General features: G+C 70.5%; 18 protein-coding genes. 11 read left to right on the forward strand and 7 right to left on the reverse strand.

The features are described from left to right. Nucleotides 1-144 precede the first annotated feature (144 nt). The gene (locus ACGFIM_RS17115; protein WP_393201056.1) at nucleotides 145-1,911 is read left to right on the forward strand and encodes a S9 family peptidase; all 1,767 of its coding nucleotides are present in this window, start codon (nucleotides 145-147) and stop codon (nucleotides 1,909-1,911) included. Nucleotides 1,912-2,038: 127 nt separating this feature from the next. Here the strand turns inward: ACGFIM_RS17115 and ACGFIM_RS17120 are convergent, their stop codons facing one another. Next, nucleotides 2,039-3,586 carry a PP2C family protein-serine/threonine phosphatase gene (locus tag ACGFIM_RS17120; RefSeq protein ID WP_393201058.1) on the reverse strand — a complete coding sequence of 516 codons (1,548 nt, stop codon included), beginning with the start codon at nucleotides 3,584-3,586 and terminating at the stop codon, nucleotides 2,039-2,041. 120 nt (nucleotides 3,587-3,706) lie between these two features. On the opposite strand from ACGFIM_RS17120, the gene ACGFIM_RS17125 reads away from it, so the two are divergent. Continuing rightward, nucleotides 3,707-7,912: a HAMP domain-containing protein gene (locus tag ACGFIM_RS17125; protein WP_393201060.1), complete on the forward strand. Its 4,206-nt coding sequence runs from the start codon at nucleotides 3,707-3,709 to the stop codon at nucleotides 7,910-7,912. Between the two features lie 3 nt (nucleotides 7,913-7,915). Further along, nucleotides 7,916-8,545, forward strand: a complete 630-nt coding sequence (locus tag ACGFIM_RS17130) for a response regulator (protein ID WP_364061926.1) — start codon at nucleotides 7,916-7,918, stop codon at nucleotides 8,543-8,545. Between the two features lie 95 nt (nucleotides 8,546-8,640). On the opposite strand, the gene ACGFIM_RS17135 is transcribed toward ACGFIM_RS17130, so the two are convergent. Next, nucleotides 8,641-10,128 (reverse strand): NYN domain-containing protein, encoded by a 1,488-nt coding sequence (locus tag ACGFIM_RS17135; RefSeq protein ID WP_393201063.1) that lies wholly within the window; start codon nucleotides 10,126-10,128, stop codon nucleotides 8,641-8,643. A 180-nt stretch (nucleotides 10,129-10,308) separates the two neighbouring features. Beyond that, nucleotides 10,309-12,957 (reverse strand): sigma-70 family RNA polymerase sigma factor, encoded by a 2,649-nt coding sequence (locus tag ACGFIM_RS17140; RefSeq protein ID WP_393201065.1) that lies wholly within the window; start codon nucleotides 12,955-12,957, stop codon nucleotides 10,309-10,311. A gap of 605 nt (nucleotides 12,958-13,562) precedes the next feature. On the opposite strand from ACGFIM_RS17140, the gene pyrE reads away from it, so the two are divergent. Beyond that, entirely contained in the window at nucleotides 13,563-14,096 is a 534-nt protein-coding gene (gene pyrE / locus ACGFIM_RS17145) for an orotate phosphoribosyltransferase (RefSeq protein WP_393201067.1), read from the forward strand. 181 nt (nucleotides 14,097-14,277) lie between these two features. On the opposite strand, the gene ACGFIM_RS17150 is transcribed toward pyrE, so the two are convergent. Next, nucleotides 14,278-14,733, reverse strand: a complete 456-nt coding sequence (locus ACGFIM_RS17150) for a hypothetical protein (protein ID WP_393201069.1) — start codon at nucleotides 14,731-14,733, stop codon at nucleotides 14,278-14,280. A gap of 49 nt (nucleotides 14,734-14,782) precedes the next feature. Further along, nucleotides 14,783-15,496 carry a DedA family protein gene (locus tag ACGFIM_RS17155; protein ID WP_393201071.1) on the reverse strand — a complete coding sequence of 238 codons (714 nt, stop codon included), beginning with the start codon at nucleotides 15,494-15,496 and terminating at the stop codon, nucleotides 14,783-14,785. 187 nt (nucleotides 15,497-15,683) lie between these two features. On the opposite strand from ACGFIM_RS17155, the gene fbaA reads away from it, so the two are divergent. The 3 genes from fbaA (at nucleotide 15,684) to ACGFIM_RS17170 (ending at nucleotide 18,534) form a co-directional block, all read left to right on the forward strand. Continuing rightward, nucleotides 15,684-16,706, forward strand: a complete 1,023-nt coding sequence (gene fbaA / locus ACGFIM_RS17160) for a class II fructose-bisphosphate aldolase (RefSeq protein WP_393201073.1) — start codon at nucleotides 15,684-15,686, stop codon at nucleotides 16,704-16,706. A gap of 34 nt (nucleotides 16,707-16,740) precedes the next feature. Beyond that, nucleotides 16,741-17,151 carry a DUF3151 domain-containing protein gene (locus ACGFIM_RS17165; protein ID WP_393201075.1) on the forward strand — a complete coding sequence of 137 codons (411 nt, stop codon included), beginning with the start codon at nucleotides 16,741-16,743 and terminating at the stop codon, nucleotides 17,149-17,151. A gap of 99 nt (nucleotides 17,152-17,250) precedes the next feature. Further along, nucleotides 17,251-18,534: an adenylosuccinate synthase gene (locus tag ACGFIM_RS17170; protein ID WP_393201077.1), complete on the forward strand. Its 1,284-nt coding sequence runs from the start codon at nucleotides 17,251-17,253 to the stop codon at nucleotides 18,532-18,534. Between the two features lie 4 nt (nucleotides 18,535-18,538). Here ACGFIM_RS17170 and ACGFIM_RS17175 read toward each other — a convergent pair whose 3' ends face one another. Further along, the gene (locus tag ACGFIM_RS17175) at nucleotides 18,539-19,186 is read right to left on the reverse strand and encodes a GNAT family N-acetyltransferase (protein ID WP_393201079.1); all 648 of its coding nucleotides are present in this window, start codon (nucleotides 19,184-19,186) and stop codon (nucleotides 18,539-18,541) included. A 49-nt stretch (nucleotides 19,187-19,235) separates the two neighbouring features. Here ACGFIM_RS17175 and ACGFIM_RS17180 point away from each other — a divergent pair, with 49 nt between their 5' ends. After that, complete coding sequence (locus ACGFIM_RS17180) at nucleotides 19,236-20,201, forward strand: glycerophosphodiester phosphodiesterase family protein (RefSeq protein WP_393201081.1); 966 nt, start codon at nucleotides 19,236-19,238, stop codon at nucleotides 20,199-20,201. A gap of 40 nt (nucleotides 20,202-20,241) precedes the next feature. Here the strand turns inward: ACGFIM_RS17180 and corA are convergent, their stop codons facing one another. Next, nucleotides 20,242-21,282 (reverse strand): magnesium/cobalt transporter CorA, encoded by a 1,041-nt coding sequence (gene corA / locus ACGFIM_RS17185; protein ID WP_393201083.1) that lies wholly within the window; start codon nucleotides 21,280-21,282, stop codon nucleotides 20,242-20,244. A gap of 977 nt (nucleotides 21,283-22,259) precedes the next feature. On the opposite strand from corA, the gene purD reads away from it, so the two are divergent. The 3 genes from purD (at nucleotide 22,260) to murA (ending at nucleotide 25,772) form a co-directional block, all read left to right on the forward strand. After that, a complete protein-coding gene (gene purD, locus ACGFIM_RS17190) occupies nucleotides 22,260-23,480 on the forward strand; it encodes a phosphoribosylamine--glycine ligase (RefSeq protein WP_393201085.1) in 1,221 nt (406 codons plus the stop codon). A 113-nt stretch (nucleotides 23,481-23,593) separates the two neighbouring features. Next, entirely contained in the window at nucleotides 23,594-24,430 is an 837-nt protein-coding gene (locus ACGFIM_RS17195) for a phosphoribosylaminoimidazolesuccinocarboxamide synthase (RefSeq protein WP_393201087.1), read from the forward strand. Between the two features lie 76 nt (nucleotides 24,431-24,506). Next, nucleotides 24,507-25,772, forward strand: a complete 1,266-nt coding sequence (gene murA / locus ACGFIM_RS17200) for a UDP-N-acetylglucosamine 1-carboxyvinyltransferase (RefSeq protein WP_393201089.1) — start codon at nucleotides 24,507-24,509, stop codon at nucleotides 25,770-25,772. Nucleotides 25,773-25,852: the final 80 nt, after the last annotated feature.

The following is a 25,852-nucleotide window of genomic DNA, read 5'->3' on the forward strand; positions in this document are numbered from 1 at the left end:
CGGGCAGGTGCGACCGGTGTTACTGATGGGGCATTTAGTCCGAAATTCCCCCACATTCTCGAAGAATTTCCCCGGCGCAGGCGCAATACTGGACGACATCCCACGCCCCGGAGCGCGGGACATCTATGGGAGGGGGCGCACCGGATGAAGGCGGAGGAACGCTGGCAGGCCAGGTTCCGTGCGTCGCGCATGACGCTGCCGTCCTGGGCGCGACAGGCCCCCAACCGCTCCATCTACCGCTCCAACGCCACCGGCAAGTGGGAGGTCTACGCCTGGGACCGCGTCACCGGCTCCGTCCGTCAGGTCACCGACCAGCCCAAGGGCACCAGGTACGCGGCCATCGACCCCACCGGCCAGTGGATCTACTGGTTCGCCGACACCGACGGCGACGAGCTCGGCGGATGGTGGCGCCAGCCGTTCACCGGCGGTGCGAGCGAGCCCATCGCGACCGACCTGGAGCCGGGACAGCCCAGCGGCATCGGCCTGTCCATCACCGGCTCCGCCGCCATCAGCCTGGCCGGCGGCGACAAGTTCCGCGTGCACCTCGTACGCCCCGGCGAGCCCACCGAGACGCTGTACGAGCACACCGAGGCCGCCTGGGTCGCCGCCATGTCGCTCGACGGCTCGCTCATCGCCGTCAACCACGGCGAGTACGGCGACTTCCGCCACCCGGCCCTGCGCGTGGTCCGCCCCAACGGCCGCACGGTCGGCGAACTGTACGACGGCCCGCGCAAGGGCGTGACCGGCCTGAGCTTCGCGCCCGTCGCCGGCGACCGCCGCCTCCTCGCCCTGCACGAGCGCCGGCAGCGCAGCGAGCCGCTGGTGTGGGACCCGGTGACCGGCGAGCAGCGCGAGATCTGGCTGCGCGACTCCGGCGACCTCGCCGCCGAGTGGTACGACGACGGCCGCGGCCTGCTCATCCTGCGCGACCACCGCGCCCGCACGTACCTGCACCGCTACGACCTCAGGGGCGGCGGCCTGACCCCCATCGAGACCCCGCACGGCGTGATCGAGGAGGCCGCGCCGCGGCCCGGCGGCCAGGTCGAGTACCTGTGGTCCAGCGCGTCGCGCCCGCCGGTCATCCGCTCGACCAGCGGCCAGGTCGTGCTCAACTCGCTCGGTCCGCCCGCGCCGCCGAGCGTGCCGGTCGAGGACATCGACGTCGAGGGCGAAGGCGGGCGCATCCACGCGCTGGTCTCGCGGCCGGAGGTCGGCACCGCCCCCTACCCGGCGGTGTTCCTGCTGCACGGCGGACCGACCGACCACGACCGCGACGAGTTCTCGCCGGAGGTCGCGGCCTGGGTGGACGCCGGGTTCGCGGTCGTGCGGGTCAACTACCGCGGCTCCACCGGCTACGGCTCGGCCTGGCGGGACGCGCTGCACGGCGACGTGGGCCACATCGAGCTGGCCGACGTGCGGGCCGTGCGCGAGCAGGTGGTCGAGCGCGGCATCGTGGACGGCTCGCGTACGGTGCTCGCCGGCACCGCGTGGGGCGGCTACCTCACGCTGCTGGGCCTCGGCACCCAGCCCGACCTGTGGGCCTGCGGCATCGCCGCGGTGCCGATCGCCTGCCACCAGACGTCGTACGAGGACGAGGCCGAGAGCCTGCGCGTCTTCCACCGGGCGCTGCTCGGCGGCTCACCCGACGAACAGCCCGAGCGGTACGCGGCCAGCTCGCCGATCACGTACGTCGACCGGATCAAGGCCCCGCTGCTGATCCTGGCCGGCGAGAACGACACCCGCTGCCCGCTGCGGCAGATCGAGAAGTACGTGGCGCGGCTGGCCGAGCACGGCGTCGAGCACGAGGTCTACACCTACGACGCGATCCGCGGCTCGCTGGTGGTCTCCGAGCGCATCGCGCAGACGGCCGTCCAGCTCGACTTCGCGCGCAAGCACGCGGGTCCGGCCTGAGCGCGCTTTCTTACCAGGGGCTTGACCTTCGGTCATCCGGCGTGTCAGCATCACGGCACCCCGTACTCAGCCCGGAAAGAACGTACGTGAGCAGCGACAACACGAGCCCGCCATGATCGGACGAGACCTAGCGGGCGCGCAGCACCACGATCGCGAGGTCGTCGGCGCTGGGCTCGGAGGCGAACTCGGCCGCGCCCCTGCGGATGCGTTCGGCCACCGCCCTGGCCGACAGGCCCACGCACTCGGCCAGCATCTTGGCCAGCCCGCCGTCGTCGTCGAGCAGCCGCCCGCCGGAGCGGCGCTCGGTCACCCCGTCGGTGACGGCGAGCAGCACGTCTCCGGGGTCGAGCCGGACGGTGTCGGCCTCGAACGTCACCTCGTGGAAGACCCCGAGCAGCGACTGCGGGGTGGTGACCGCCTCGACCTTGCCGCTCGGCTTGAGCCGCAGCGCCTCGGGGTGACCCGCCGAGACCAGCCGCACCTCCAGGCCGCCTTCGGGCATCGGCGTGATGTCGCCGTGCAGCAGGGTGAGGAACCTCGCCCGCTCGCCCTCCTCCAGGATCGCCTGGTTGAGCCGGCCCAGCACGGCGGCCACGCCATAGCCCTCCCTGGCCAGCAGCCGCAGCGTGTGGCGGGCCAGGCCGGTGACGGCGGCGGCCTCGGGGCCGGTGCCGCACACATCGCCGATCGCGAAGCGCCAGGAGTCGTCGCCCGCCTTGAACAGGTCGTAGAAGTCGCCGCCGACCTCGTTGGCCTCGCCGGCGGGCTCGTAGATGACGCCGTAGTCGAGGCCCGGCACCTCCGGCTCGTTGGGCGGCAGGAGGCTGCGCTGCAGCGCCCGGTTGGCGGCGGCCTGCTGGGCGTAGAGCCTGGCGTTGTCCATCGCCAGCGCCGCACGCCTGCCGATGTCGTCGGCGAACTGGATGACCTCGTCGGGGAAGCGGTCGGAGCGGCCCAGGCACATCATGCCGAGCGTGCGGCCGCGGGCGATCAGCGGCACCGCGAGCACCTGCCACTCGGCCAGGTGAAGGGTGGAGGTGACCTGCGTGTCGGCCGCGGCGGCGACGTCCATCTCGCCGAGCTGCTCGCGCAGGCCGTCGATGCGCGCCTCGTCGGCGTGCCAGAGGTAGACCAGGCGCGGCGGCGCGCTGGGGTCGGAGGTGTAGACGGCGCACCAGCTCGCCAGGCGCGGCACCACGACCTGGGCGATGATGGCCGGCACCATGTCGGGGTCGAGCGTGCCCGCGAGCAGGTCGCTCGCGTCGGCGAGGAAGCCCAGCCAGTGGGGGCCTCGGCTGCTCTCCTCCGTCCATTCGGCGGCCACGGTGTCCGGGGAGCCAGGTAGCGTGAGTCTGGCCCAATGGACACGGGAGTCGCCCGAAAAGGTGACCCCCCACTCCTCGACGTGCACGGAAGGAGCCTTGAGATCGCCTTGGGAGAGGTTTCGCTGCCGCAGCTCGACCTGGACTGCGTCCCCGAAATGCTTCCAGATCACCTCGAACGGCTCGTTCGCGGCCTGTGCGGTGAGATCTCCGGCGACCTGCTCGGCGGTGTGGAGCATGCCGCCGGTGGCCCACGCGGTCATCACTTCGCGCGTGAACCTCATCGCAGCCGTCACTGCGGACTCGCCCGGCGCGAACGTCGCAGCGAGCACCGCATGGGGAGAAGCAGTCATCCTCACGTCCCTACCACACTTCCCGCTGACTTGGGGTAAATCCAAGGACAGGACTACGAGCTACTCATCGTGACAGACTTGAATCACTCGCTGGAGCCAGCCGCGAGTGAAGGAGGCCCCATGACCACGGCCAAAGTTGCGCCAAGTCCAAAGGAGAGGACGTACACCGAGTCGGATCTCGTACCCATCCTGGAGACTCTCTACTCTTGGCGTGACGGCGACTTCCGGCGTCGGGTTCCTCATGCGCCTCCCGGCATCCTCAGCGAAGTGCGGATGGTGCTCAACGACATCGCCGACCGTCGCGAGCACCTGGCCAAAGAGCTCACGCGCGTACGTAAAGAAGTGGTCAAGGAAGGTCGCTTCAGCGAGCGCCTGACGCCGGGCCCCGGCGTCGGCGCGTGGGCCGAGAGCGTCGAGTCCGTCAACCAGCTCATCGACGCCCTGGTCAGCCCGGTGAGCGGCGCCGCCGACGTCATCGACGCGGTCGCCAAGGGTGATCTGTCCCGGCGCATCGACCTCGACAGGTCGGCGCGCGGCGAGGTGCGCAGGCTCGGCAAGGCCATCAACGGCATGGTGGACCAGCTCGCGCTGTTCAACAGCGAGGTCCTGCGGGTCGCCCGCGAGGCCGGCACCGAGGGCCGGCTGGGCGGCAGCGCCAACCTGCGCGGCATGTCCGGAAGCTGGCGCGACCTGACCGAGGCGGTCAACACGATGTCCTCGCGCGTGGCGGCGCAGGTGCGCGACATCGCCGTGGTGACCACCGCCGTGGCGAAGGGCGACCTGAGCCGCAAGGTGACGGTCGACGCCGTGGGCGAGATGTTCGAGCTGAAGAACACCGTCAACACGATGGTGGACCAGCTCTCCGGCTTCGCCGACGAGGTCACCCGCGTCGCCCGCGAGGTCGGCACCGAAGGCCAGCTGGGCGGCCAGGCCCGCGTCACCGGCGTGTCGGGCGTTTGGAAGGACCTCACCGACAACGTCAACTCCATGGCCAACAACCTCACCTCCCAGGTGCGCAGCATCGCGACGGTGGCGACGGCCGTGGCCAAGGGCGACCTGTCGAAGAAGATCACCGTCGACGCGCAGGGCGAGATCCTGCAGCTCAAGGACACCCTCAACACGATGGTGGACCAGCTGTCGTCCTTCGCCGACGAGGTCACCCGCGTCGCCCGCGAGGTCGGCACCGAGGGCAAGCTGGGCGGCCGCGCCGAGGTCAAGGGCGTCTCGGGCGTCTGGAAGGACCTCACCGACAACGTCAACTCCATGGCGGCCAACCTGACGTACCAGGTGCGCAACATCGCGCAGGTCACCACCGCGGTCGCCAATGGCGACCTCACCCGCAAGATCGACGTGGACGCCCAGGGCGAGATCCTGGAGCTGAAGTCCACGATGAACACGATGGTCGAGCAGCTGTCCTCGTTCGCCTCGGAGGTGACCCGCGTCGCCCGCGAGGTCGGCACCGAGGGACAGCTCGGCGGCCAGGCGCAGGTGAGAGGCGTGTCCGGGGTCTGGAAGGACCTCACCGACAACGTCAACTCCATGGCCAACAACCTCACCTCCCAGGTGCGGCAGATCGCGGCCGTGTCCTCCGCGGTGGCGCAGGGCAACCTGTCGAAGAAGATCACCGTGGACGCGCAGGGCGAGATGCTCCAGCTGAAGGACACCCTCAACACGATGGTGGACCAGCTGTCGTCCTTCGCCGACGAGGTCACCCGCGTCGCCCGCGAAGTGGGCACCGAGGGACAGCTCGGCGGCCAGGCGCGGGTGAAGGGCGTGTCGGGCGTCTGGAAGGACCTCACCGACAACGTCAACTCGATGGCCAACAACCTGACGTACCAGGTGCGCAACATCGCCGAGGTGACCACCGCGGTCGCCAACGGCGACCTCACCCGCAAGATCGACGTGGACGCGCAGGGCGAGATCCTCGCGCTCAAGACCACCGTCAACCGGATGGTCGACCAGCTCTCGTCGTTCGCCTCCGAGGTCACCCGCGTCGCCCGCGAGGTCGGCACCGAAGGTCAGCTCGGCGGCCAGGCCCGCGTCGAAGGCGTCGAGGGCACGTGGAAGCGGCTCACCGAGAGCGTCAACGAGCTGGCGAGCAGCCTCACCACGCAGATCCGCGCCATCGCCACCGTGACCAGCGCCGTCGCCCGCGGCGACCTCACCCGCTCCATCTCCATCGAGGCGCAGGGCGAGCTGGCCGAGCTGAAGGACAACATCAACTCCATGGTGGCCAGCCTGCGCGAGACCACGCAGGCCAACCAGGAGCAGGACTGGCTGAAGTCCAACCTGGCCCGCATCTCCCGGCTCATGCAGGGCCACCGCGACCTGCTCGAAGTGGCCAAGCTCACGATGAGCGAGCTGACCCCGCTGGTCTCGGCCCGCTACGGCGCCTTCTACAGCATCGACCCCGACGCCGACAACGAGCTGATCCTCATCGGCGGCTACGGCGTACGTCCCGACCGGGGCCCGCGCCGGCGCTTCGCCATCGGGGAGGGCATCGTCGGCCAGGCCGCCGCCGAGGGCCGCCACATCGTGCTCGACGACGTGCCGCCCGAGTTCATCACCATCGACAGCGGACTCAGCCGCTCAACGCCCGCCCAGATCGTGGTGCTGCCGATCCTGTTCGAAAACCGCGTGCTCGGCGTGCTGGAGCTGGCCTCGTTCACGCCGTTCGGCGAGGTGCATCTCGACTTCCTCACGCAGCTCGTCGAGACCATCGGCGTCACGATGAACACCATCATCGCCAACTCCCGCACCGAGGACCTGCTGAAGGAGTCGCAGCGGCTCACCCGCGAGCTGCAGGAGCGCTCCGACGAGCTGCAGCGCCAGCAGGAGGAGCTGCGCAGGTCCAACGCCGAGCTGGAGGACAAGGCGGCGCTGCTCGCCAAGCAGAACCGCGCCATCGAGATCCAGAACTTCCAGATCGAGCAGGCCCGCCGCACGCTGGAGGAGCGCGCCGAGCAGCTCGCGGTGTCCTCGCGCTACAAGTCCGAGTTCCTCGCGAACATGTCGCACGAGCTGCGCACGCCGCTCAACAGCCTGCTCGTGCTGGCCAAGCTGCTCACCGAGAACGCCGAGGGCAACCTCACCTCGCAGCAGGTGGAGTTCGCGCGGACCATCCACAGCGCGGGCTCGGCGCTGCTGCAGCTCATCAACGACATGCTCGACCTGTCGAAGGTCGAGGCCGGCCGGATGGACATCCACCCCATCCAGGTGTCGCTGCCGAAGATGGTCGAGCTGCTCGAAGCCGCCTTCGCGCCGGTCGCCCAGGACAAGGGCCTGGACTTCAGCGTGGAGATCGAGCCCGACGTGCCGCAGGAGCTGCGCGCCGACGAACAGCGGCTGCAGCAGGTGCTGCGCAACCTGCTGTCCAACGCGGTCAAGTTCACCCCGCGCGGCGAGGTCAAGCTGCGCGTCTCCAGGGCGGCGCCCGGCGTGCAGTTCGACGACGACTCGCTGCACGACGCCGAGGACCTGCTGGCGTTCCAGGTGATCGACACCGGCATCGGCATCGCGCCCGACAAGCGCGACGTCATCTTCGAGGCCTTCCGCCAGGCCGACGGCACCACCAGCCGCAAGTACGGCGGCACCGGCCTCGGCCTCGCCATCTGCCGCGACATCGCGCGGCTGCTCGGCGGCGAGATCCACGTGGACAGCGAGCTGGGCAAGGGCAGCACGTTCACGCTCTACCTGCCCGCCTCCTACACCGGCCCGCTGGCCGCCACCGACGGAAGCTCCGCCTCGCGGCGCCAGCTCATGACGCCGCCGCCGGAGGAGGTGACCACCACCGCCGCGACGACCAGCGCCGCGCCCGAGCCGCCGATGCCGCTCGACCTGCCCATGCCCGAGCTGGTCGAGCCGCCCGTCGAGACGCCCAGCAAGTGGCAGGGCGACGACCCGCTCAACGGCGCGAAGATCCTCATCGTCGACGACGACATCCGTAACGTCTTCGCGCTGACCAGCGTGCTCGAACGCCACGGCTCCACCGTGGTCTACGCTGAGAACGGGCGGGAAGGCATCGAACAGCTCGAACGGAACGAGGACGTCGCGCTCGTGCTGATGGACATCATGATGCCGGAGATGGACGGCTGGGCCACGACCTCCGCCATCCGCCGCATGCCGCAGTTCGCCGACCTGCCGATCATCGCCCTGACCGCCAAGGTCATGCGCGGCGACAGGGAGAAGTCCATCGCGTCGGGCGCGTCCGACTACGTTCCCAAGCCGGTCGACGTCGACCGCCTGCTCGAGCGCCTGCGCGGCTGGCTCAGCCGGGGAAGCGGCGGCTCGGCCGACACGTCCACAGCGCCATCCGAAGGGTCGTGATCGATGCCGGAGCGTGCCAAGATCCTCCTCGTCGATGACCGCGAGGAGAACCTGATCGCCCTCGAGGCCATCCTCAGCTCGCTCGACCTGGTGCCGGTGCGCGCCAGATCGGGCGAGGAGGCGCTGAAAGCGCTGCTCAACACCGAGTTCGCGCTGATCCTGCTGGACGTTCGCATGCCCGGCATGGATGGCTTCGAGACGGCCGCCCACATCAAGCGGCGCGAGCGCACTCGCAACATCCCGATCATCTTCCTGACCGTGGTGGACAGCGCGCCCGACTACGCCTTCCGCGGCTACGCGGCGGGCGCCGTCGACTACCTCACCAAGCCGTTCGACCCGTGGGTGCTGCGGGCGAAGGTGTCGGTGTTCACCGAGTTGTACAACATGAACAAACGGCTCGCCGAGCAGGCCAGCATGCTGCGCGACCGGCTCAGCGGCGAGCTGCCGCCCGGCGCGGGCGACCAGGCGTCGGTGCTGCCCGAGCTGTCGCGGCGGCTGACCGCCGTCGAGGACGAGCTGGCCAGGGTGCGCGAGCTGGCCCGCAAGTCGCAGGACCCGGCGCTGGCGGTGCCGCTCGCCGACCTCGCCGACCGCGTCGCCCGGCTGCGCGCGGGCTTCGACGCCCTCTCCTGACCTCCTCCGCCCGCCTGCACGACCCCAGGCGGGTGAGGGTCAGTCCCTCTCCTGACCTCCTCCGCCCGCCTGCACGACCTCAGGCGGGGTGAGGGTCAGTGGCGAGCGCGTTCCAACGCGTCCCAGAAGCCGCGCCGCAGGGCGTGACGCACCTCATCGTGCAGCAGGAAGTCGATCGGCAGCGACGAGCCCTGGAGCAGGCGGGCCTCCAGGTCGGAGGGCATGCGGGGCTTGCGCGCGAGCACGGCCTCCAGCCAGAGCGCGGGCGCGTCCCGGGCGACGGACTCGCCGAAGTCGTGGCCCTCTCGGTGCGCGGACTTCACGGCCTCGGCCAGCGTGGTCGCGCCGGCCGTGGCGGCGGGCGGCGGGTTGACCGGGGCGGGCTGCGGCCCGGTGTAGGGGCCGAGCTGCGCCGGCTGGTAGGTGCTGCCGCTCGACTGGGCGGGCTGCTGCTGGTAGCCGCCGCTCGACTGCTGCTGCTGGTAGGAGGTGCCCGGCTGCGCCGGGAACTGGCCGGTGTTGCCGTTGCCGTTGCCGCTCTGCGACGACTGCGGCTGCGCCTGGACGGGCGCGGTGGCGGTCGGGTTCGCGGGCGCGGGCGGCGGCGTCTGCGCCGGCTGTTCGGGCTGATAGTTCGCGTACGTCGGCAGCACGGGCTGCGACTGCTGCTGGCCCGGCGACGGCCCGTTGGACGCCGCGTGGCTGCCGGTGGACGAGGAGCCCGGCTGCGATCCCGCGGCGTGGCTGCCGGTGGGCTGCGGCGCCTGCTGTGACTGCGTCTGTTGAGCCTGCTGCGCTTGCTGCGACTGCGGCTGCTGGACCTGCTGCGCTTGCTGCGACTGCGGCTGCTGGACCTGCTGCGGCTGCTGGACCTGCTGGGGCTGCGGCAGGGGCGGCAGCGAGGACGACGACGACGGCAGCGACGGCTGCTGCGACGGCTGAGCGGGCTGGGGCTGGGGCTGGGCCGGCTGAGCGGGCGGCAGCGAGTGGGCGGCCTGCCCGTTGCTGAGCGGCTGGTGGCCGTTGGACGCCTCGGTGGCGCCCGAGACGAGCGTGACGTACGGCCGCAGATGGACCGCTCCCAGCTCCACGAGGTCGTCGCACTCCTGGCGCAGCGAGCGCGAGACGGCCCAGCCGCCCTCGGCGGCGATGTGGATCACGGTGACCCGGATGCCCAGGTCCTGAGCGTCGCACACGACCTGCGCCAGGTCCTCGTCGCCGCTCACCACGACCGCGTCGCAGATGGCGTTGTTGCGGGCGAGCGTCATCAGGTCACGATGGACCTGGGCGTCCACGCCCTCGCGACGGCCCGGCCTGATGCGCGAGAGCCGCAGCTTGAGCCCGGGGATGTCGGCCAGCGCGTCGTGCTCTGGAGTGCGGCGGCCCTCGACCGTCGCCTCGTACCAGTAGCAGCGCAACAGCGGCAGCCCGGTGCGCTCACGCGACAGGCTGGTCATCAGCTGGAGCAGCCCCGGGTAGTCCCAGGCGACCGCTTCACGATGACGCGTGCCGTGCACGGCCATCGCGCCATCGGCCAGCAGATAGCCAGCGTCCACGAACAGCGCGCAGCGATCCACTGACACCGCCCCTTTCCTGGTGGTCCGACCTTGCTGGCTCTGCACCGTCAGAGACCGGACTCGGCGGCCCTCTCTCAGGGTAATGAAAGCAGGTGATCGCGCGAGGCCTAATCCCGACGATTCGAATAGCACTCGCCGTCCCACCAGAGCAATCAGCCGAACCGTACCAGTTTGTCCCGTTCACGGTCACCGCCTCGCCGGTACGCTCACCGCGACCGCTCCGAACAGCACCACGTCCTTGTCCGTGACGATCGTCAGCCCGGGATCGGCGCCCAGCACGGCGGTGACCGTGTCGACGTCCACCCCGAACGTCAGCTCCGGCACGCCGCGCGCAGAGCCGTCGAAGACGTTCTCGCGGTCGCGGTCGCCGCCCACCGGGGTCAGCGCGCCCGTGCCCAGCGAGACCTTGTCGCCCCGCAGGTCCACATCACCCTCCCAGACGACCAGCTCCGCCCTGGCCGGCGCTTGCGCGGGCGTGAGACCGCCGAGCGGGAAACGGACGCGTTTCGACGCGCCGCCGATCACGGTGGCCGTATCGAGCACCACGGCCTGGCCGTACGGCTCGCCAGGGTCGGCGACGACCAGCACCAGGCTCCACCCCGCGTGGCGGGCGGGGCCCTCCTCCATGGGGGCGTCGGCGGCCCAGTAGGTGCCGCTCTTGCCGACCAGGTGGGTGACGTCGGCGAACGCCTGGTAGACCGGGCCGAGCGGCAGCTCGCGCACCGCCGCGTCGGCGGGCTTGACCGTCACGTAGCGCCGCCGCCCCGGAGGCCGCAGCTTGATCGGGCCCGCCTCGCCGCCCGCCGCCGACCAGTACAGGCCCGCCCACACCACCTTGCCGCCCTTCGGCAGCGTCAGCTTCGCGCCGCTCGACGACCTGGTCTCCGGACGGTCGTCGAGGTCGAGCGCCATCATCGGCCACAGGTCGTTGTCGCGCTGCGCGCCCGCCCGCCTGCGCGCCTCGGCGCAGCTCGTCACCTCGCGCGGGCAGCTCAGCAGGGTGTTGCCGATCGCGCGTACCGTCACAGGACCGTCGGTGGCGAACCTGGCGGGCGCGCCGGACGCGCGTACACCGTGCCTTGCCTTCGCCTGCACGCGCAGCGGCCCCGCCGCGACCCGGACCGACGGGCCACCGCCCTCCGGCGCCCTCTCGGCCACCAGGACCCGCAGGAACACCGACGTCCCCTGTCCCGCGGCCAGCGGCTTCCTCGTGCACCTGGCCCCGCTGGAGGACGGCCGGCAGCTCCACCCGTCCATCGTGATCTTCGGCCCGGAGGCCCCGCCGGGCTTCTGCCCGCCCGCCCCACCGGATTTCGGCGGGGCCTCATCCGACCTCCGCCCGACCGCACCCTCGACCCCCGCGGACGCCATCGCCCCAACCCCGCGACCCGCCGCCGCCTCGGCCACCGCTCCGCCCCCGCGACCGGCCGCACCCTCGACCGCCCCAGAGATCGCCGCGCCACCCTCCCGACCGGCCGAGGCGGAGACCCCCTGAGCGGACGAGACCCCGGACTCCCGCCGCCCGGAGGAGACCGTGGAGGGGCGAGCCGCCGAGACCGCGAAACCGGAGCGGGCCGCCGAGGAGGGGATGAGGGTCACGCCGGACGGCAGGCGCACGTCGGCGGACAGGCTCTCGCTCACCGAACCGCCGTAGTTGTGCAGGCGCAACGCGATGAGGCCGGTCTCGGCGCGAACGAGCGAGCCCATCGGCTCGATCGTGACCCGCAGCCGGGCGGGGCCGGGCTTGGGCGTCCTGGCGGGCGGCGGCACCCTGGCCGGCGCCTCGCTCGGGCTCGGCGCGCGTACCGGCACGGGGGTGTCGGAATCGGACGGCGCATCGACCGGCACCGGCTCGGGCATGATCGGCGACTGCGCGACCGGCGTGGCCGCCGGAGGCGCGGCCTGCAGCGGACGTTCGTCGGAGACCAGCAGCAGCCCGGCCGCCGTCGCCACCAGCACGGCCATGCCGCCCGCCATCATGGCCTGCTGCTGCCTGGGCGTCTGCCGCAGCCGCCGCAGCACGCCGAGCAGGCCGCCCGCGCCGCCGGTCGCCATCGCCTTGGCCAGCGCCGCCGCGTAGCCGCCGAACATCGGCCCGGCGATCAGCGGGCCCACCATGACGCGCAGCCCGCGGTTGACGTCGGCCAGCTCGAGCAGCACCCCATGGCACTCCTCGCAGGACTTGACGTGCTCGTCGACCGCCTTGGACTCGCGCCTGGCCAGCCCGCCGCGTACGTAAGCCCCCATCGTGCCCAGCACCGGCCGGCACTCGCGCCGCGGCGGCGCGCCCAGGTGCAGCTGCAGGTACGCCTGCCGCAGCCCCTCCCTGGCCCGGTACGCCAGCGCCGCCACGCCGTTGGCCGACAGGCCGAGCAGCGGCGCCACCTGCGCCGGCTTGGCCCGCTCGACCTCCGTGTGCCACAGCACGGCCCGCCACCGCTCGGGCAGCGACAGGTACGCCCTGGCGATCAGCGACTTCTCCAGCCCCGCCAGCGCGGGATCGATGAACGGCACCCCCGGGTCGTACTCCTCGATCTCGCCCGTGCTCACCTCGCGGCTCTCCACGCGCGAGCGGTCGTGGACCGTGCGGCGCACGACGGTCAGCAGGTACGTGCGGAAGCTCGTGTCGGGCCCGCCGCCCCTGCCCACCAGATCGAGGATCTTCGTGAACGCCTCCGCCACCACGTCCTCGACCTCGGCACTCCTGACGAGCTGCCGGGCCATGGCACGCGCCGCCACCACGTGACGCTCGTAGAGCTGCCCGTAAGCAGGGGCATTGCCCTCCCTGACCGCTTGAAGGAGCTCTGCGTCGCTCTGTGCCGATTCGGTACCCATAGTGACCTCACGATTACGCGGGGTTGCCCGCGCAATCATTCCGCACTCCCCCTGTTGACTAAACCGCACACGCCCCTTTACTCCACGCGACCGCGCCCTTGAGTCCGGCGACCGGCATCCCGACCGCCCACGGGCCGAGCCCCGACAAGGGCCCCACGGGAAGAACAGCGGCAAGAGCGGCGGCAGGGACAGCTGCGGGGAGCGCAGCAGCAGGTGCGGCCGCGGGGAGCGCAGCGAGGCCGGCGGCGGTGAGCACAGCGCGGCGCGAGCACCGCACCGCACCGCACCGACGTCACGCCTCAGCGGGTCCGAGCGAGAGGCACGGGCGATCCGCACCTGGCGACGCAGAGATCGGCCCAGGCGAAGGCGAGCGCACGCAAGCGGCCTTGCCACGCCTCGCGGCGCGGGAGCCCCGCCGAGCACGGGGTCAGCAGACGGCAGCGGCGCTACCGCGCCTCACAGCGTGGGGGCGTCGCGGCCGAGGGGCGAGCGGCGGAGGCCGGACGGTGCGGGTGCGGCGTGGCGGCAGGACCGCGGAAGGTGCGGGTGTGGCGGGTGGTGTACCGGCGGGGGGCGGGGGTGGGCCGGAGCCTAAGCTTGGACGCATGACGGATCGCGATACCCTCCTGGCCGAGATCACGAAGAAGGCCATCGTGCACGGCAAGGTCATCCTGTCCTCCGGCAAGGAGGCCGACTTCTACCTCGACCTGCGGCGCATCACGCTCGATGGCGTGGCGGCGCCGGTCGTCGGCCGCGTGATGCTCGACCTGACCGCCGACCTCGACTACGACGCCGTCGGCGGGCTCACGATGGGGGCCGATCCTGTGGCGGTCGCGATGCTGCACGCGGCGGCGGCGCGCGGCCGTACGCTCGACGCGTTCGTGGTGCGCAAGGCGCAGAAGACGCACGGCCTGCAGAAGCGCATCGAGGGGCCGGAGGTCAAGGGGCGGCGGGTGCTGGTCGTCGAGGACACCTCGACCACGGGTTCGTCGCCGCTGACGGCCGTGGAGGCGCTGCGCGAGGCGGGCGCCGAGGTGGTGGCGATCGCGACGATCGTCGACCGAGGCGCCGCGGAGCGGATCAAGGCCGAGGGGCTCGAATACCGCTCGGCGTACACGCTGGCCGATCTCGGACTTTGAGCACAATGACGCAGGCCGGGGCTGGTCTCGGGCTTCGAACGCCCTGCTTCAGATCAGGGCCGGTCTCGGGCTTGTGACACATCGCTGCAGGCCGAGGGCGGTCGCGGGTATTGAACGCGCCGTTGCCGGCCGGGGCTGATCCCGGAGTCACGCCGGGGGCGGTGGAGGCCGATTCGCGGGGTCAGCCGGGGGCGGTGGCGGTGAAGGCTTCGCGTTCGCCGGGAGCGCCCTGGGGGCGGAGTTCGCCGTTCTCCGTGACGCGGACCGTGGCGGCGTCGGTCAGCACCACGTCCAGCTCCGGCTCGAAGTAGCTGACCTCCTCGCCCCGCGCCATGTCCCGGTACAACAGCACGTCCCCACCCGGTACGCGGACCGTGACGAGGGGGCAGGTCTCGGCGATGCATTCGATGCGTACGGTGGGCACCCGCGCGCCGGCGGAGGGGGTTTCCGCGTCCGTCTCGGCGCCTTCGTCGGGCGCCGGCGATGAGCGTCCGCGCGCGGTCTCACCGGCTGTGTCGCCGAGCACGCCGAGCAGGGCGCGGCCGCCGACGAAGAGGAGTGCCACCACGGCCAACGCGGCCACGACGAGGAGCGCTAATCGGGCGAGGCCCATCGGTTCAGACCTGTGGCGTCCCACAGGGGGCAGCGTACCTGGAGACGATCCGCCCCGCCCGGCTCACGAACGGTCAGTATTGGCCGTCGAAGCCCGTGGGCACGCGGTGGTGCTTGCCGTTGGGCTCGGGGAGCCGCTTGCCGGCGCGGCGGTGCTTGATGGCCTCGACGATGATCGGGATCAGCGAGATGAACACGATCAGGAAGACGCCGGGCAGGATGTACTTGTCGATCTGCTTGGGGTCGACCTGGGCGCCGAGGAAGTTGCCGAGCAGGATGAGGCCCTCGACCCAGACGACGCCGCCGATGACGTTCCAGATGAAGAATCGCTTGGGGCTCATCTGCAGTACGCCGGCGACGGGATTCATGAACGTGCGGACGATCGGCACGAACCTGGCCAGAATCACCGCCCTGGCGGGACCGAACTTCTCGAAGAACTCCTCGGCCCTGACGACGTGTTCGCGCTTGAACAGCCGGGAATCGGGTTTGTCGAACATCTTGCGGCCGAAACGCATGCCGAGGAAATGCCCGAGCTGAGCGCCCGCGATGGCGCACAGCGGCGTGCCGATCACCAGAACGGGGAAGGAGAGCGGTTCGATGCCCATGCCCTGGGCGACCGAGGCCGAGCTGAAAATCCCCGCGGCCACCAGCAGCGAGTCGCCGGGCAGGAAGAACCCAAGGAGCAGACCCGTTTCAGCGAAGATGATGGCGAGAACGCCGATGGTGGCGAAAGCGCCCAGAATGGTCAGCCACCATGTCGGGTCAAGGAGATTCAAGAGCCAGTCCACGGCGGAGAGCCTACCTGTAGCCGGGATGCGGCAGTTGACCTTCAAGCATGCTGTCACCGCCATCCACCGTCAAACGCGCGCCGTCTCCACTACCGACCATGAAGCGCGCGTTGTCTCTACCACAGCGGGTAGTGAGCCGGGATACTGGGCCCTGGCGCGAAGCCGCAACTTCTCAGGGAGATGAATCATGCCTATTGCGACTCCAGAGGTCTACGCTGAGATGCTCGACCGGGCCAAGGCCGGCGGATTCGCCTACCCGGCGATCAACGTCACCTCCTCGCAGACGCTGAACGCCGCCCTGCGTGGCTTCGCCGAAGCCGAGAGCGACGGCATCATCCAGGTCTCCACGGGCGGCGCCGAGTACCTCTCGGGCAGCACCGTCAAGGACATGGTCACGGGCGCGACGGCGCTCGCGGAGTACGCCCGGGTGGTGGCGGCGAAATACCCGGTCACGGTGGCGCTGCACACCGACCACTGCCCGAAGGACAAGCTCGACGGCTACATGCGGCCGCTGCTCGACATCTCGATCGAGCGGGTCAACAAGGGTCTCGAACCGCTGTTCCAGTCGCACATGTGGGACGGCTCTGCCGTACCGCTCGATGAGAACCTCGAGATCGCCAAGGAGCTCCTGGACAAGTGCGCCAAGGCGCGCGTGATCATGGAGATGGAGATCGGCGTCGTCGGCGGTGAGGAGGACGGCATCGTCGGCGAGATCAACGAGAAGCTGTACACGACTCCCGAGGACGCGCTGGCCACCGCCGAGGCGGTCGGCCTGGGTGAGAAGGGCCGCTACATGCTGGCGGCGACGTTCGGCAATGTCCACGGCGTCTACAAGCCGGGCCACGTCAAGCTGCGGCCGGGCGTGCTGAAGGAGATCCAGGACGCGGTGGGCGCCAAGTACGGCAAGGACAAGCCGTTCGACCTGGTCTTCCACGGCGGGTCCGGCTCGCTGCTGGAGGAGATCCACGAGGCCATCTCGTACGGCGTGGTGAAGATGAACATCGACACCGACACCCAGTACGCCTTCACCCGCCCGATCGCCGACCACATGTTCCGTAACTACGACGGCGTGCTGAAGGTGGACGGCGAGGTCGGCAACAAGAAGACCTACGACCCCCGCTCGTACGGCAAGGCCGCCGAGGCCGGCATGGCCGCCCGCGTGGTCGAGGCGTGCCAGCACCTCAAGAGCGCTGGGACGAAGATCTCATAGTCATGTGGGCGGCCCGGCGGGTATGACTTGTCCTATGGAAAACCTTCTCGCCGGGCCGCCCCCGACCAAGCTGCCGGACCTGCCCGAGGCCAGGCAGGCACTGGAATCCGGTGCCAAGGCGGCCGACGTGGCCGCACGTTTCCCCGCCTATCCGGCTGCGTGGGCCGCGCTGGCGGAGGAATACTTCGCCCAGGGCCACGCCGTGACCTCTTACGCCTTCGCCCGCACGGGCTACCATCGCGGGCTCGACCAGCTGCGCCGTAACGGCTGGAAGGGACACGGCCCCATCCCTTGGGAGCACGAGCCCAACCGCGGCTTCCTGCGCTGCCTGTACGCGCTGCACCGCGCCGCTCAGGCGATCGGCGAGAAGGACGAGGCCGAGCGTTGTCTGCAGTTCCTCAAGGACAGCACGGAGACCGGGTACGACGCGCTGACCAAGGCCTGACCCTTGGGACGAATAGGCACGTTCGGGTAGTCTCTCTACGCAAGAGCCCCTGTCGCGCTTGCGCCAGGGGTTTTCGTTTTGTGCTCGGGAGACTGAACCATGCCGGCTGCCGTACTCGTGGGTGCCCAATGGGGCGATGAGGGCAAGGGCAAGGCCACCGACCTGCTCGGTGGCGACGTCGACTATGTCGTCCGCTATCAGGGGGGCAACAACGCGGGTCACACCGTGGTCATCGGTGATCAGAAGTACGCGCTGCACCTGCTCCCCACGGGGATCCTGTCACCGGACGTCGTTCCGGTCATCGGAAACGGCGTGGTGATCGACCCGGGTGTGCTGCTCGGAGAGATCGACGGGCTCGCCGAGCGGGGCATCTCCGCCGAGCGGCTGCTGATCTCGGCGAACGCGCACCTGATCATGCCGCACCACAAGGCCCTGGACAAGGTGACCGAGCGCTACCTGGGCAAGGCCAGGATCGGCACCACCGGGCGTGGCATCGGGCCTGCGTACGGCGACAAGATCGCCCGGATGGGCGTGCGCGTCCAGGACCTGCTCGACCCGGGCATCCTGGCGAAGAAGATCGAGGTCGCGCTGACCGAGAAGAACCAGGTGCTGACCAAGGTCTACAACCGGCGCGGCATCGACCCGGCGGCGGTGGTGGACGAGTACCTCGCCTACGCCGAGCGGCTCAAGCCGCACATCGCCGACACCTCGCTGGTGCTGTCGAAGGCGCTGGACGAGGACAAGTTCGTGCTGCTGGAGGGCGGCCAGGGCACGCTGCTGGACATCGACCACGGCACGTACCCGTTCGTCACCTCCTCCTCGCCCACCTCGGGCGGCGCGTGCGCGGGCGCGGGCATCCCGCCGAACCGGCTGACGAAGATCATCGGCATTCTCAAGGCGTACACGACGCGCGTCGGCTCCGGCCCGTTCCCGACGGAGCTCGAGGACGAGATGGGCGAGTGGCTGCGCACGACCGGCGGTGAGTACGGCGTGACCACCGGCCGCAACCGCCGCTGCGGCTGGTTCGACGCGGTGATCGCCCGGTACGCGACCCGGATCAACGGCATCACCGACTACTTCCTGACCAAGCTCGACGTGCTGTCGGGCCTTGAGCGGATCCCGGTGTGCGTGGCGTACGACGTGGACGGCGTGCGGCACGAGGAGATCCCGATGACGCAGACCGACTTCCACCACGCGGTGCCGATCTACGAGGAGCTGCCCGGCTGGCAGGAGGACATCTCCAGCGCCAAGTCGTTCGAGGACCTGCCGCCGAACGCGCAGGCGTACGTGCGCGCCATCGAGGAGATGAGCGGCGCGCCGATCTCGGCGATCGGCGTGGGCCCCGGCCGCGACCAGACGATCGTGGTGCGCCCGCTGGTGTGAGCGGCTACGCCGTGAGCACGGCCGCCGTCATGGGGGTGTGCAGCGTCCACCCGAGCGTGGAGTAGAGCGCACGCCCCTGGGCGGTGGCCACCAGGACGCCCTTGGTGGCGCCCATCGAGGTGGCCGCTGTCGCGATCGTCTTCATGACGACGGTGCCGAGGCCGCGGCGGCGGTGGTTCGCGGCGGTCTCCACCTGGTCGACGACGGCGGTCTCGCCGGCGATGGCGAACTGGCCGCGCGCGGCGACCTCGCCCGCCGCGGTCAGCACCCGGGCGACGGTGACGCCCGCCCGCGTGGTGACGGCCAGCGTGTAGCCGTCGGGCGCGGGCACGGGGTCGCGGGCCAGGCGGGCGGTCATCATGAACTCCGGGTCCTGCACGGCCCAGGGCTCGGGCAGCAGCGGTGCCATGGCCTCGGGCGGGGCGCAGAGCTTGAGCCAGGTGCCCGGCGTGCGGATGGTGGCCGTCAGGCGGCGGAGGATCTCGGGCGTCGGCGCCGAGACGATGTGGCGGGCCACGTGGCCGGGCAGCCCGACGTCCACGCGCAGGCCCCACGGTTCGCGTACGGGCCGGGGCGCTTTACGGGAGATGACCCAGCCGTCAACCCACGCCCGCACTGTCGGGAAATGGGCTGATTTGAGAACCTCCGTCATGACGAACAGCCTATTGTCTGGCCTGAACCATCCGACCGGGCGTATCAGGATGAAAAGGACACGGCGTGGCACTGCCTTCAAGGGCCTCCGGCCAGGTAGGGTCCCGGGTGTGCGCGTTGAGATACATGGTCACCGGGGGGCTCGCGGCCTCTGGCCGGAGAACACCCTGCCCGGGATGAGCCGCACGATGGAGCTGGGCGTCCACGCGCTGGAGCTCGATGTCGCGCTCACCGCCGACCGCCGCCTCGTGCTCACGCACGACCTGACGGTGTCGGCCGTCACCAGCGCCGACCGGCGTCCGGCCTATCCCGGCGATCCCCTCTACCCCTACGTCGGCAAGCCCATCAACTCCCTGACGCTGGCACAGCTGCGCACGCTCGACGTGGGCGTACGCGTGCCGCGGCACCCCAACGACCCGTTCGCCATGACGCAGGTCCCCATGCCCGAGACCCGCATGCCGACGCTCGGCGCGGTGCTGGGGCTGATCAACGCCTACGACGCCGACGGCGTACGGGTGCACGTCGAGCTGAAGTCGGACCCGACGCGTCCGCACCTCACGTCGGACCCGCACATGTTCACCGAGCTCGTGCTCGAAGAGCTCGAACGCCACCACAGGCTGGACAACGCGGCCATACTCAGCTTCGACTGGCGGATCATCAGGCACGCCGAGAAGCTCGCGCCCGGCACGCGGCGCTTCGCGCTCATCGAGCTCGACACCCTGCACTGGAACGAAGGCGTCGGCGACGACGTGCCCGCCGCGGCGCGCGACGCGGGCGCCACCACGCTCTCGCCCGAGCACATCATGGTCGACGAGACGCTGATGGCGCAGTGCGCGGCCGCCGGGCTCGACGTCGCGGTGTGGACCGTCAACGACACCGCCCTGGCGGCGCGGATGCTGGACCTGGGCGCGGCCGGGATCGTCACCGACTACCCCGACCGGATGCGGGAGCTGTGGCGGGAGCGGGGGCTGGAGCTGCCCGAGCCGGTCGGCCCGCTCAAGCCTGTCGGCGTGTGAGCCGCACCGGGGCTCTTACAGCCGGCCGTCGCGGTGGCCTTCAGAGCCAGCCGTTACGGCGGAAGCCCCGGTGCAGCAGCACGCAGACCGTCACCATGACGCCCAGCACCGCCGGATAACCCCACACCTGGTTGGTCTCGGGCATGAAGTCGAAGTTCATGCCGTAGATGCCGGCGATCATCGTGGGCACGGCCAGGATGGCCACCCAGGAGGAGATCTTGCGCATGTCCTCGTTGGCGAGCGCGTTGGAGCGCGCCAGCGCGGCCTGCAGTATCGAGTTGCACAGCTCGTTCGACGACTCCACCTGCTCGCACACCCGGGACAGGTGGTCGCCGACGTCGCGGAAGTACTCGCGCATCTCCGACGGGATGGCGCGGCGCTGCGGCAGCGCCTGAAGCGGCGCCTGAAGCGGCGTCACCGCCCGCTTCATCTCCAGCATCTCGCGCTTGAGCTGGTAAATGCGGTTGATGTCGCGGGAGCTGACGTCGGCGAAGACCGTCGCCTCGACCTCCTCCAGCTCCAGCTGCATCAGGTCGGCCACCTGGAGGTAGTGGTCCACCACGTGGTCGGCGATCGCGTGCAGCACGCCGGACGGGCCGCGGCTCAGCAGCTCCGGCTTGTCCTCAAGCCGCTCGCGCACCCCGCCGAGCGGACAGTGCCGGCCGTGGCGCACCGTCACCACGAAGTCCGGGCCGAGGAACATCATGATCTCGCCGGTGGCGATGATCTCGCTGCCGTCGCCCGGCTGCTCGTGATCGAGGTAGGCGACCGTCTTGAGCACCATGAACAGCGAGTCGCCGTACCGCTCGACCTTGGGGCGCTGGTGCGCCTTGACCGCGTCCTCGACCGCCAGCGGGTGCAGGCCGAACACCCCCGCCAGCCACTCCACCTCCGGGGCGGCGGGCTCGTGCAGGCCGACCCAGACGAAGGCGTTCGCCTCGTCGGAGGTCGCGTTGTGCTCGCGTACGAGCTCCAGCGCCTCGACGATGCCGGGCGCGGGCATCTTCTTGCCCTGAACGTAGGCGCCGAACTCGACGACGGAGTCGCCCGGCGGCACGCGCACCGGCGCCGCGGGCTTCACGTGCTGATGCTTGGCACGCGTAGGTACGGAAGAGTGTCGGTTGATGCGACGGAAAAGGGTGGACGAGCGCATGGCAGTCCCTTTCCGCCCGACCAGGCACGCTCCACGCGCGACGAAGTCACCTCAATCAAACACAGATGCGTGGAGGCACGATCAGGCTGCCGAATTGGAGTGGTCGGGGGTATTCACGGCGTACGTGTGCGAGCACGTACTGCTGGGATCACCAGGATTCATCCCGGACCACCTCCAATCACAAGAGACGCCGTAGAGCCGCCTTAACCTACCACAGGCGGGAAGAACCCATCCGACGATACTCGCCCCCAGGCCCCCGCCGACGTAGAACTCCACAAAGTTTCTTGCCTATTCCCCTTCCCCACAGAAGACCTCCGCCCCTCCCGCCCCTCCGCAAACCGGAGAGAAGTACGGCGAGCCGGGCCGGACGCGGTGCCGTACCGGAGGCACGCAAGCGCCTCCGAGAGCGAAGACCCGCACATCGGACCACCCCCTGAGCGACCGATCCGGGCGGCCCTCCCCTGCAGAGAACTCGCCGTACTTCGGTGCTGTCCTTGGGGGAGAAAGGGAACTCCGGAGGCGGGAGGGACAGGTAGGGCTCGCCGCCGCTCGGCCCGAGCCCGGCCCGCCGCGAGCCCGGCCGACCCGCCACACCCCGACCCACCGCAGCCCGATCCGAGCCGCCGCAGCCCGTCACGATCCGCCACAGCGCGGCGAGCGCGGCCGGCGCAGGCGGCCCACCACCCTCCTCCTCGAAAGGACAGCACCGAAGTGCGATGGGAGGCTTAGGAGCGGGACGTCAGCCAGGCGGGGCCCGGCCCGTTCACGGTGAAGGGCGGGGGCCCGGGGGCGGGGCGCACATCCGCCGGAACCGGGGCAACATCCCCCGAGAGGGGCCGGCGGGCACCCCAGGGGCGGGTGGGCGGGGGAGTCGGGGGCGGTGGCGGGCCTGCGAGAATGGGGCGGTGCGCGTTCTAGTCATTGGATCCGGAGGGCGTGAGCACGCCCTGTGCCGTTCACTCAAGCTCGATCCGCAGGTCAGCGAGCTTCACTGTGCGCCAGGCAATCCTGGCATCGAGGAGGTCGCCACCGTCCATCCCGTCGATCCGCTCGACCCCGAGCAGGTGGCGGGGCTGGCGACCAGGCTGCGGGTCGATCTGGTGGTGATCGGGCCGGAGGCGCCGCTCGTGGCCGGGGTGAGCGACGCCGTACGCGAGGCGGGCTTCGCCTGCTTCGGTCCTTCGCGGGACGCGGCGATGATCGAGGGCTCCAAGTCGTTCGCCAAGGAGATCATGACGGCCGCCGACGTGCCGACCGCGCGTTCGCGCACCTGCACGACGGAGGCGGAGGCGGCGGCGGCGCTCGACGAGTTCGGCGCCCCGTACGTGGTCAAGGACGACGGGCTCGCGGCGGGCAAGGGCGTCGTCGTGACCGAGGACCGCGACAAGGCGCTCGCCCACGCGCGGGCCTGCGAGCGGGTGGTGATCGAGGAGTACCTCGACGGGCCCGAGGTGTCGCTGTTCGCGCTGTGCGACGGCAGCACGGCGGTGCCGCTGCAGCTCGCCCAGGACTTCAAGCGCGCCTACGACCGCGACCAGGGTCCCAACACCGGCGGCATGGGTTCGTACACGCCGCTGCCGTGGGCGCCCGACGGGCTGACCGAGCAGGTCATGCGGGAGATCGTGCATCCGACGATCGGCGAGCTGACCCGGCGCGGGCTGCCGTACCAGGGGGTGCTGTACGTCGGGCTGGCGCTGACGTCGAAGGGCCCGAAGGTGGTGGAGTTCAACGCCCGCTTCGGCGACCCCGAGACGCAGGTGCTGCTGGACCGGCTGGAGACGCCGCTCGGCGGGCTGCTCATGGCCTGCGCGACCGGTGAGCTGGGGCTGGACCCGGTCTTCAAGGACGGCTCCGCGGTGTGCGTGGTGGTGGCGTCCGAGGGCTACCCGGACTCGCCGGTGAAGGGCGACGTGATCCGCGGCCTGCAGTCCACGGGCGATGCGTACGTGCTGCACGCCGGCACGGCGTGGAAGGACGGCGAGATCGTCTCGGCCGGCGGGCGGGTGCTCAACGTCATCGGCCACGGGCCCGATCAGGAGAGCGCGCGGCGGGCGGCGTACGAGCTGGTCGATCGCATCGAGATGCGCGGGTCGCACCACCGTACGGACATCGCCGCCGTGAAGTGACGTGACGGCGCGGGCGAGGGTCGCACGGGTCGCACGGCCCCTCGCCCGCGCCGGCCCCGGCCGGGCGCGACCCCTCGCCTGCCGGGGCGGCGGGCCGGTGGCAGACTTGACCCGTGAAGCACGTGCACTCTGGCAAGGTCCGCGATCTCTACGAGACGGACGACGGCCTGCTGGTGATGGTCGCGTCCGACCGGATCTCGGCCTTCGACCACATTCTTGAGCCCGACATCCCCGACAAGGGGGCCATTCTCACCCAGCTTTCGCTGTGGTGGTTCGACCAGCTCAAGGACGTCGTGCCCAATCATGTCGTCAAGCGCGGCGACGACGCGCGCAGCGTGGTGTGCAGGCCGCTGAAGATGGTCCCGGTCGAGTGCGTGGCCAGGGGCTATCTGACGGGCGGCGGGCTGAAGGAGTACCGCGCCACGGGCACGGTGTCGGGGGTGCCGCTGCCGCCGGGCCTTGAGGACGGCTCCAAGCTGCCCGCGCCCATCTTCACGCCGTCGACCAAGGCGCCGCAGGGGCAGCACGACGAACCGATCTCGTACGAGCGGGTGGTGGCGGAGGTCGGCGCGGAGACCGCCGAGGAGCTGCGCAGGATCACGCTGGCCGTCTACGAGCGCGGCGCCCAGATCGCGGCGGAGCGCGGCATCATCGTGGCCGACACGAAGATCGAGCTGGGCTGGGACTCCGACGGCGTGCTCACGCTGGGCGACGAGGTGCTCACTCCGGACTCGTCGCGTTTCTGGCCGGCCGACGAATGGCAGCCCGGCCGCAGTCAGACCTCTTTTGACAAGCAATTTGTACGCGATTGGCTGCTATCGCCCGAATCCGGATGGGACATTTCCACCGGAAACCCCCCACCGCGCCTCCCTGACCACATCGTCGAGCGCACCCGGCAGCGATACCTAGAAGCGTATGAGCGCATCACGGGGGCTCCCTTTAGCGGATGATTCGGCTGGGTCGACTGGTGTGAGCGACTACTGTTGGCCCGTCCGAGCCTCACCGGAAATCAAGGAGCCGCACGAAATGGTCCGTTACCGCGTGCGCGGTGGCAACGCACTGCGTGGAACCGCGTTCATCCAGGGCGCGAAGAACGCCGTGCTTCCCATGATCGGTGCGGCCCTGCTCGCCGCCAAGGGCCGCACCGTCCTGCGCAACGTGCCGATCATCGAGGACGTGCGCCGCGCGGTGGAGCTGGCCGAAGCGGTCGGCGCGTACGTCGAACTGCACGAAGCCGAGCGCACGCTGGTCATCGACGCCTCCAAGGTCAGCAGCCCCGTCCTGCCCGCCGAGATCGCCCGGCGCTTCCGCGGGTCGGTGCTGTTCACCCCCGCGCTGCTGCACCGCCTCGGCGAAGCCGTCGTGGAGGGCGTCGGCGGCTGCAACCTGGGCAGCCGCAACCTCGACTTCCACTACCTCGGCTACAAGCGCCTGGGCGCGGTCGTCGACGAGGGCGAGACCGTCATCCGCGTCAAGGCGGCCGGCCTGACCGGCGCCACCCTCTACCTCGACACCCCGTCCCACACCGGCACCGAGAACCTCATCATGGCCGCCTGCCTGGCCAAGGGCCGCACGGTGATCGAGAACGCCGCCCTCGAGCCCGAGGTGCTCGACGTCATCGACATGCTGGACAAGATGGGCGCGCGCATCAGCGGCGGCGGCACGGGCTTCATCACCGTCGAGGGCGTCGACGAGCTGCACGCCGTCGAGCACACCGTCATGCCCGACCGCCTCGACGCCGGCGTCTTCGCCATGGCGGCGGCGATCACCCAGGGCGAGCTGAGCCTCGTCGGCACCGGCCTCGACCTCGGCGTCGTGCGCTACAAGCTGGAGCAGATGGGCGTCGAGTTCCACCGCCAGGGCGCCGTGCTCCACGTGCGCTGCGACGGCCCGCTACGCCCGATCAACATCATCACCGACACCTATCCCGGCTTCGCGACCGACCTGCAGTCGCCGATGATGACGGTCGCGGCGCTCGCCGACGGCACCAGCTACATCCACGAGCGCATCTTCGACGGCCGCTTCGCGCTGGCCGGCGAGCTCAACAAGATGGGCGCCGACGTCGAGGTGGAGGGCAGCAGGGCCATCGTCCGCGGCCGTACGCCGCTCACCGGAACGCACGTGACCGCTCACGATCTGCGATCGGGCATCGCGCTCGTGCTGGCCGGGCTGGCCGCCGAGGGCGAGACGGTGATCGACTCCGGTTACCTGATCGACCGCGGCCATGCACATCTCGCGGCCCGAATGCGTGCTCTCGGAGCGGACATTACACGAGAGATTTCTGAGCGCTAAAAACGCCAGAAAAGTGGCGTTGAGCTGCTAAAACACGTTGTCGGACGGTCAAGCTGAACGGCTTTCCGGAAAAGTCGGGC

This window comes from Nonomuraea sp. NPDC049309, from assembly GCF_043196965.1.
GTDB lineage: Bacteria > Actinomycetota > Actinomycetes > Streptosporangiales > Streptosporangiaceae > Nonomuraea > Nonomuraea fastidiosa.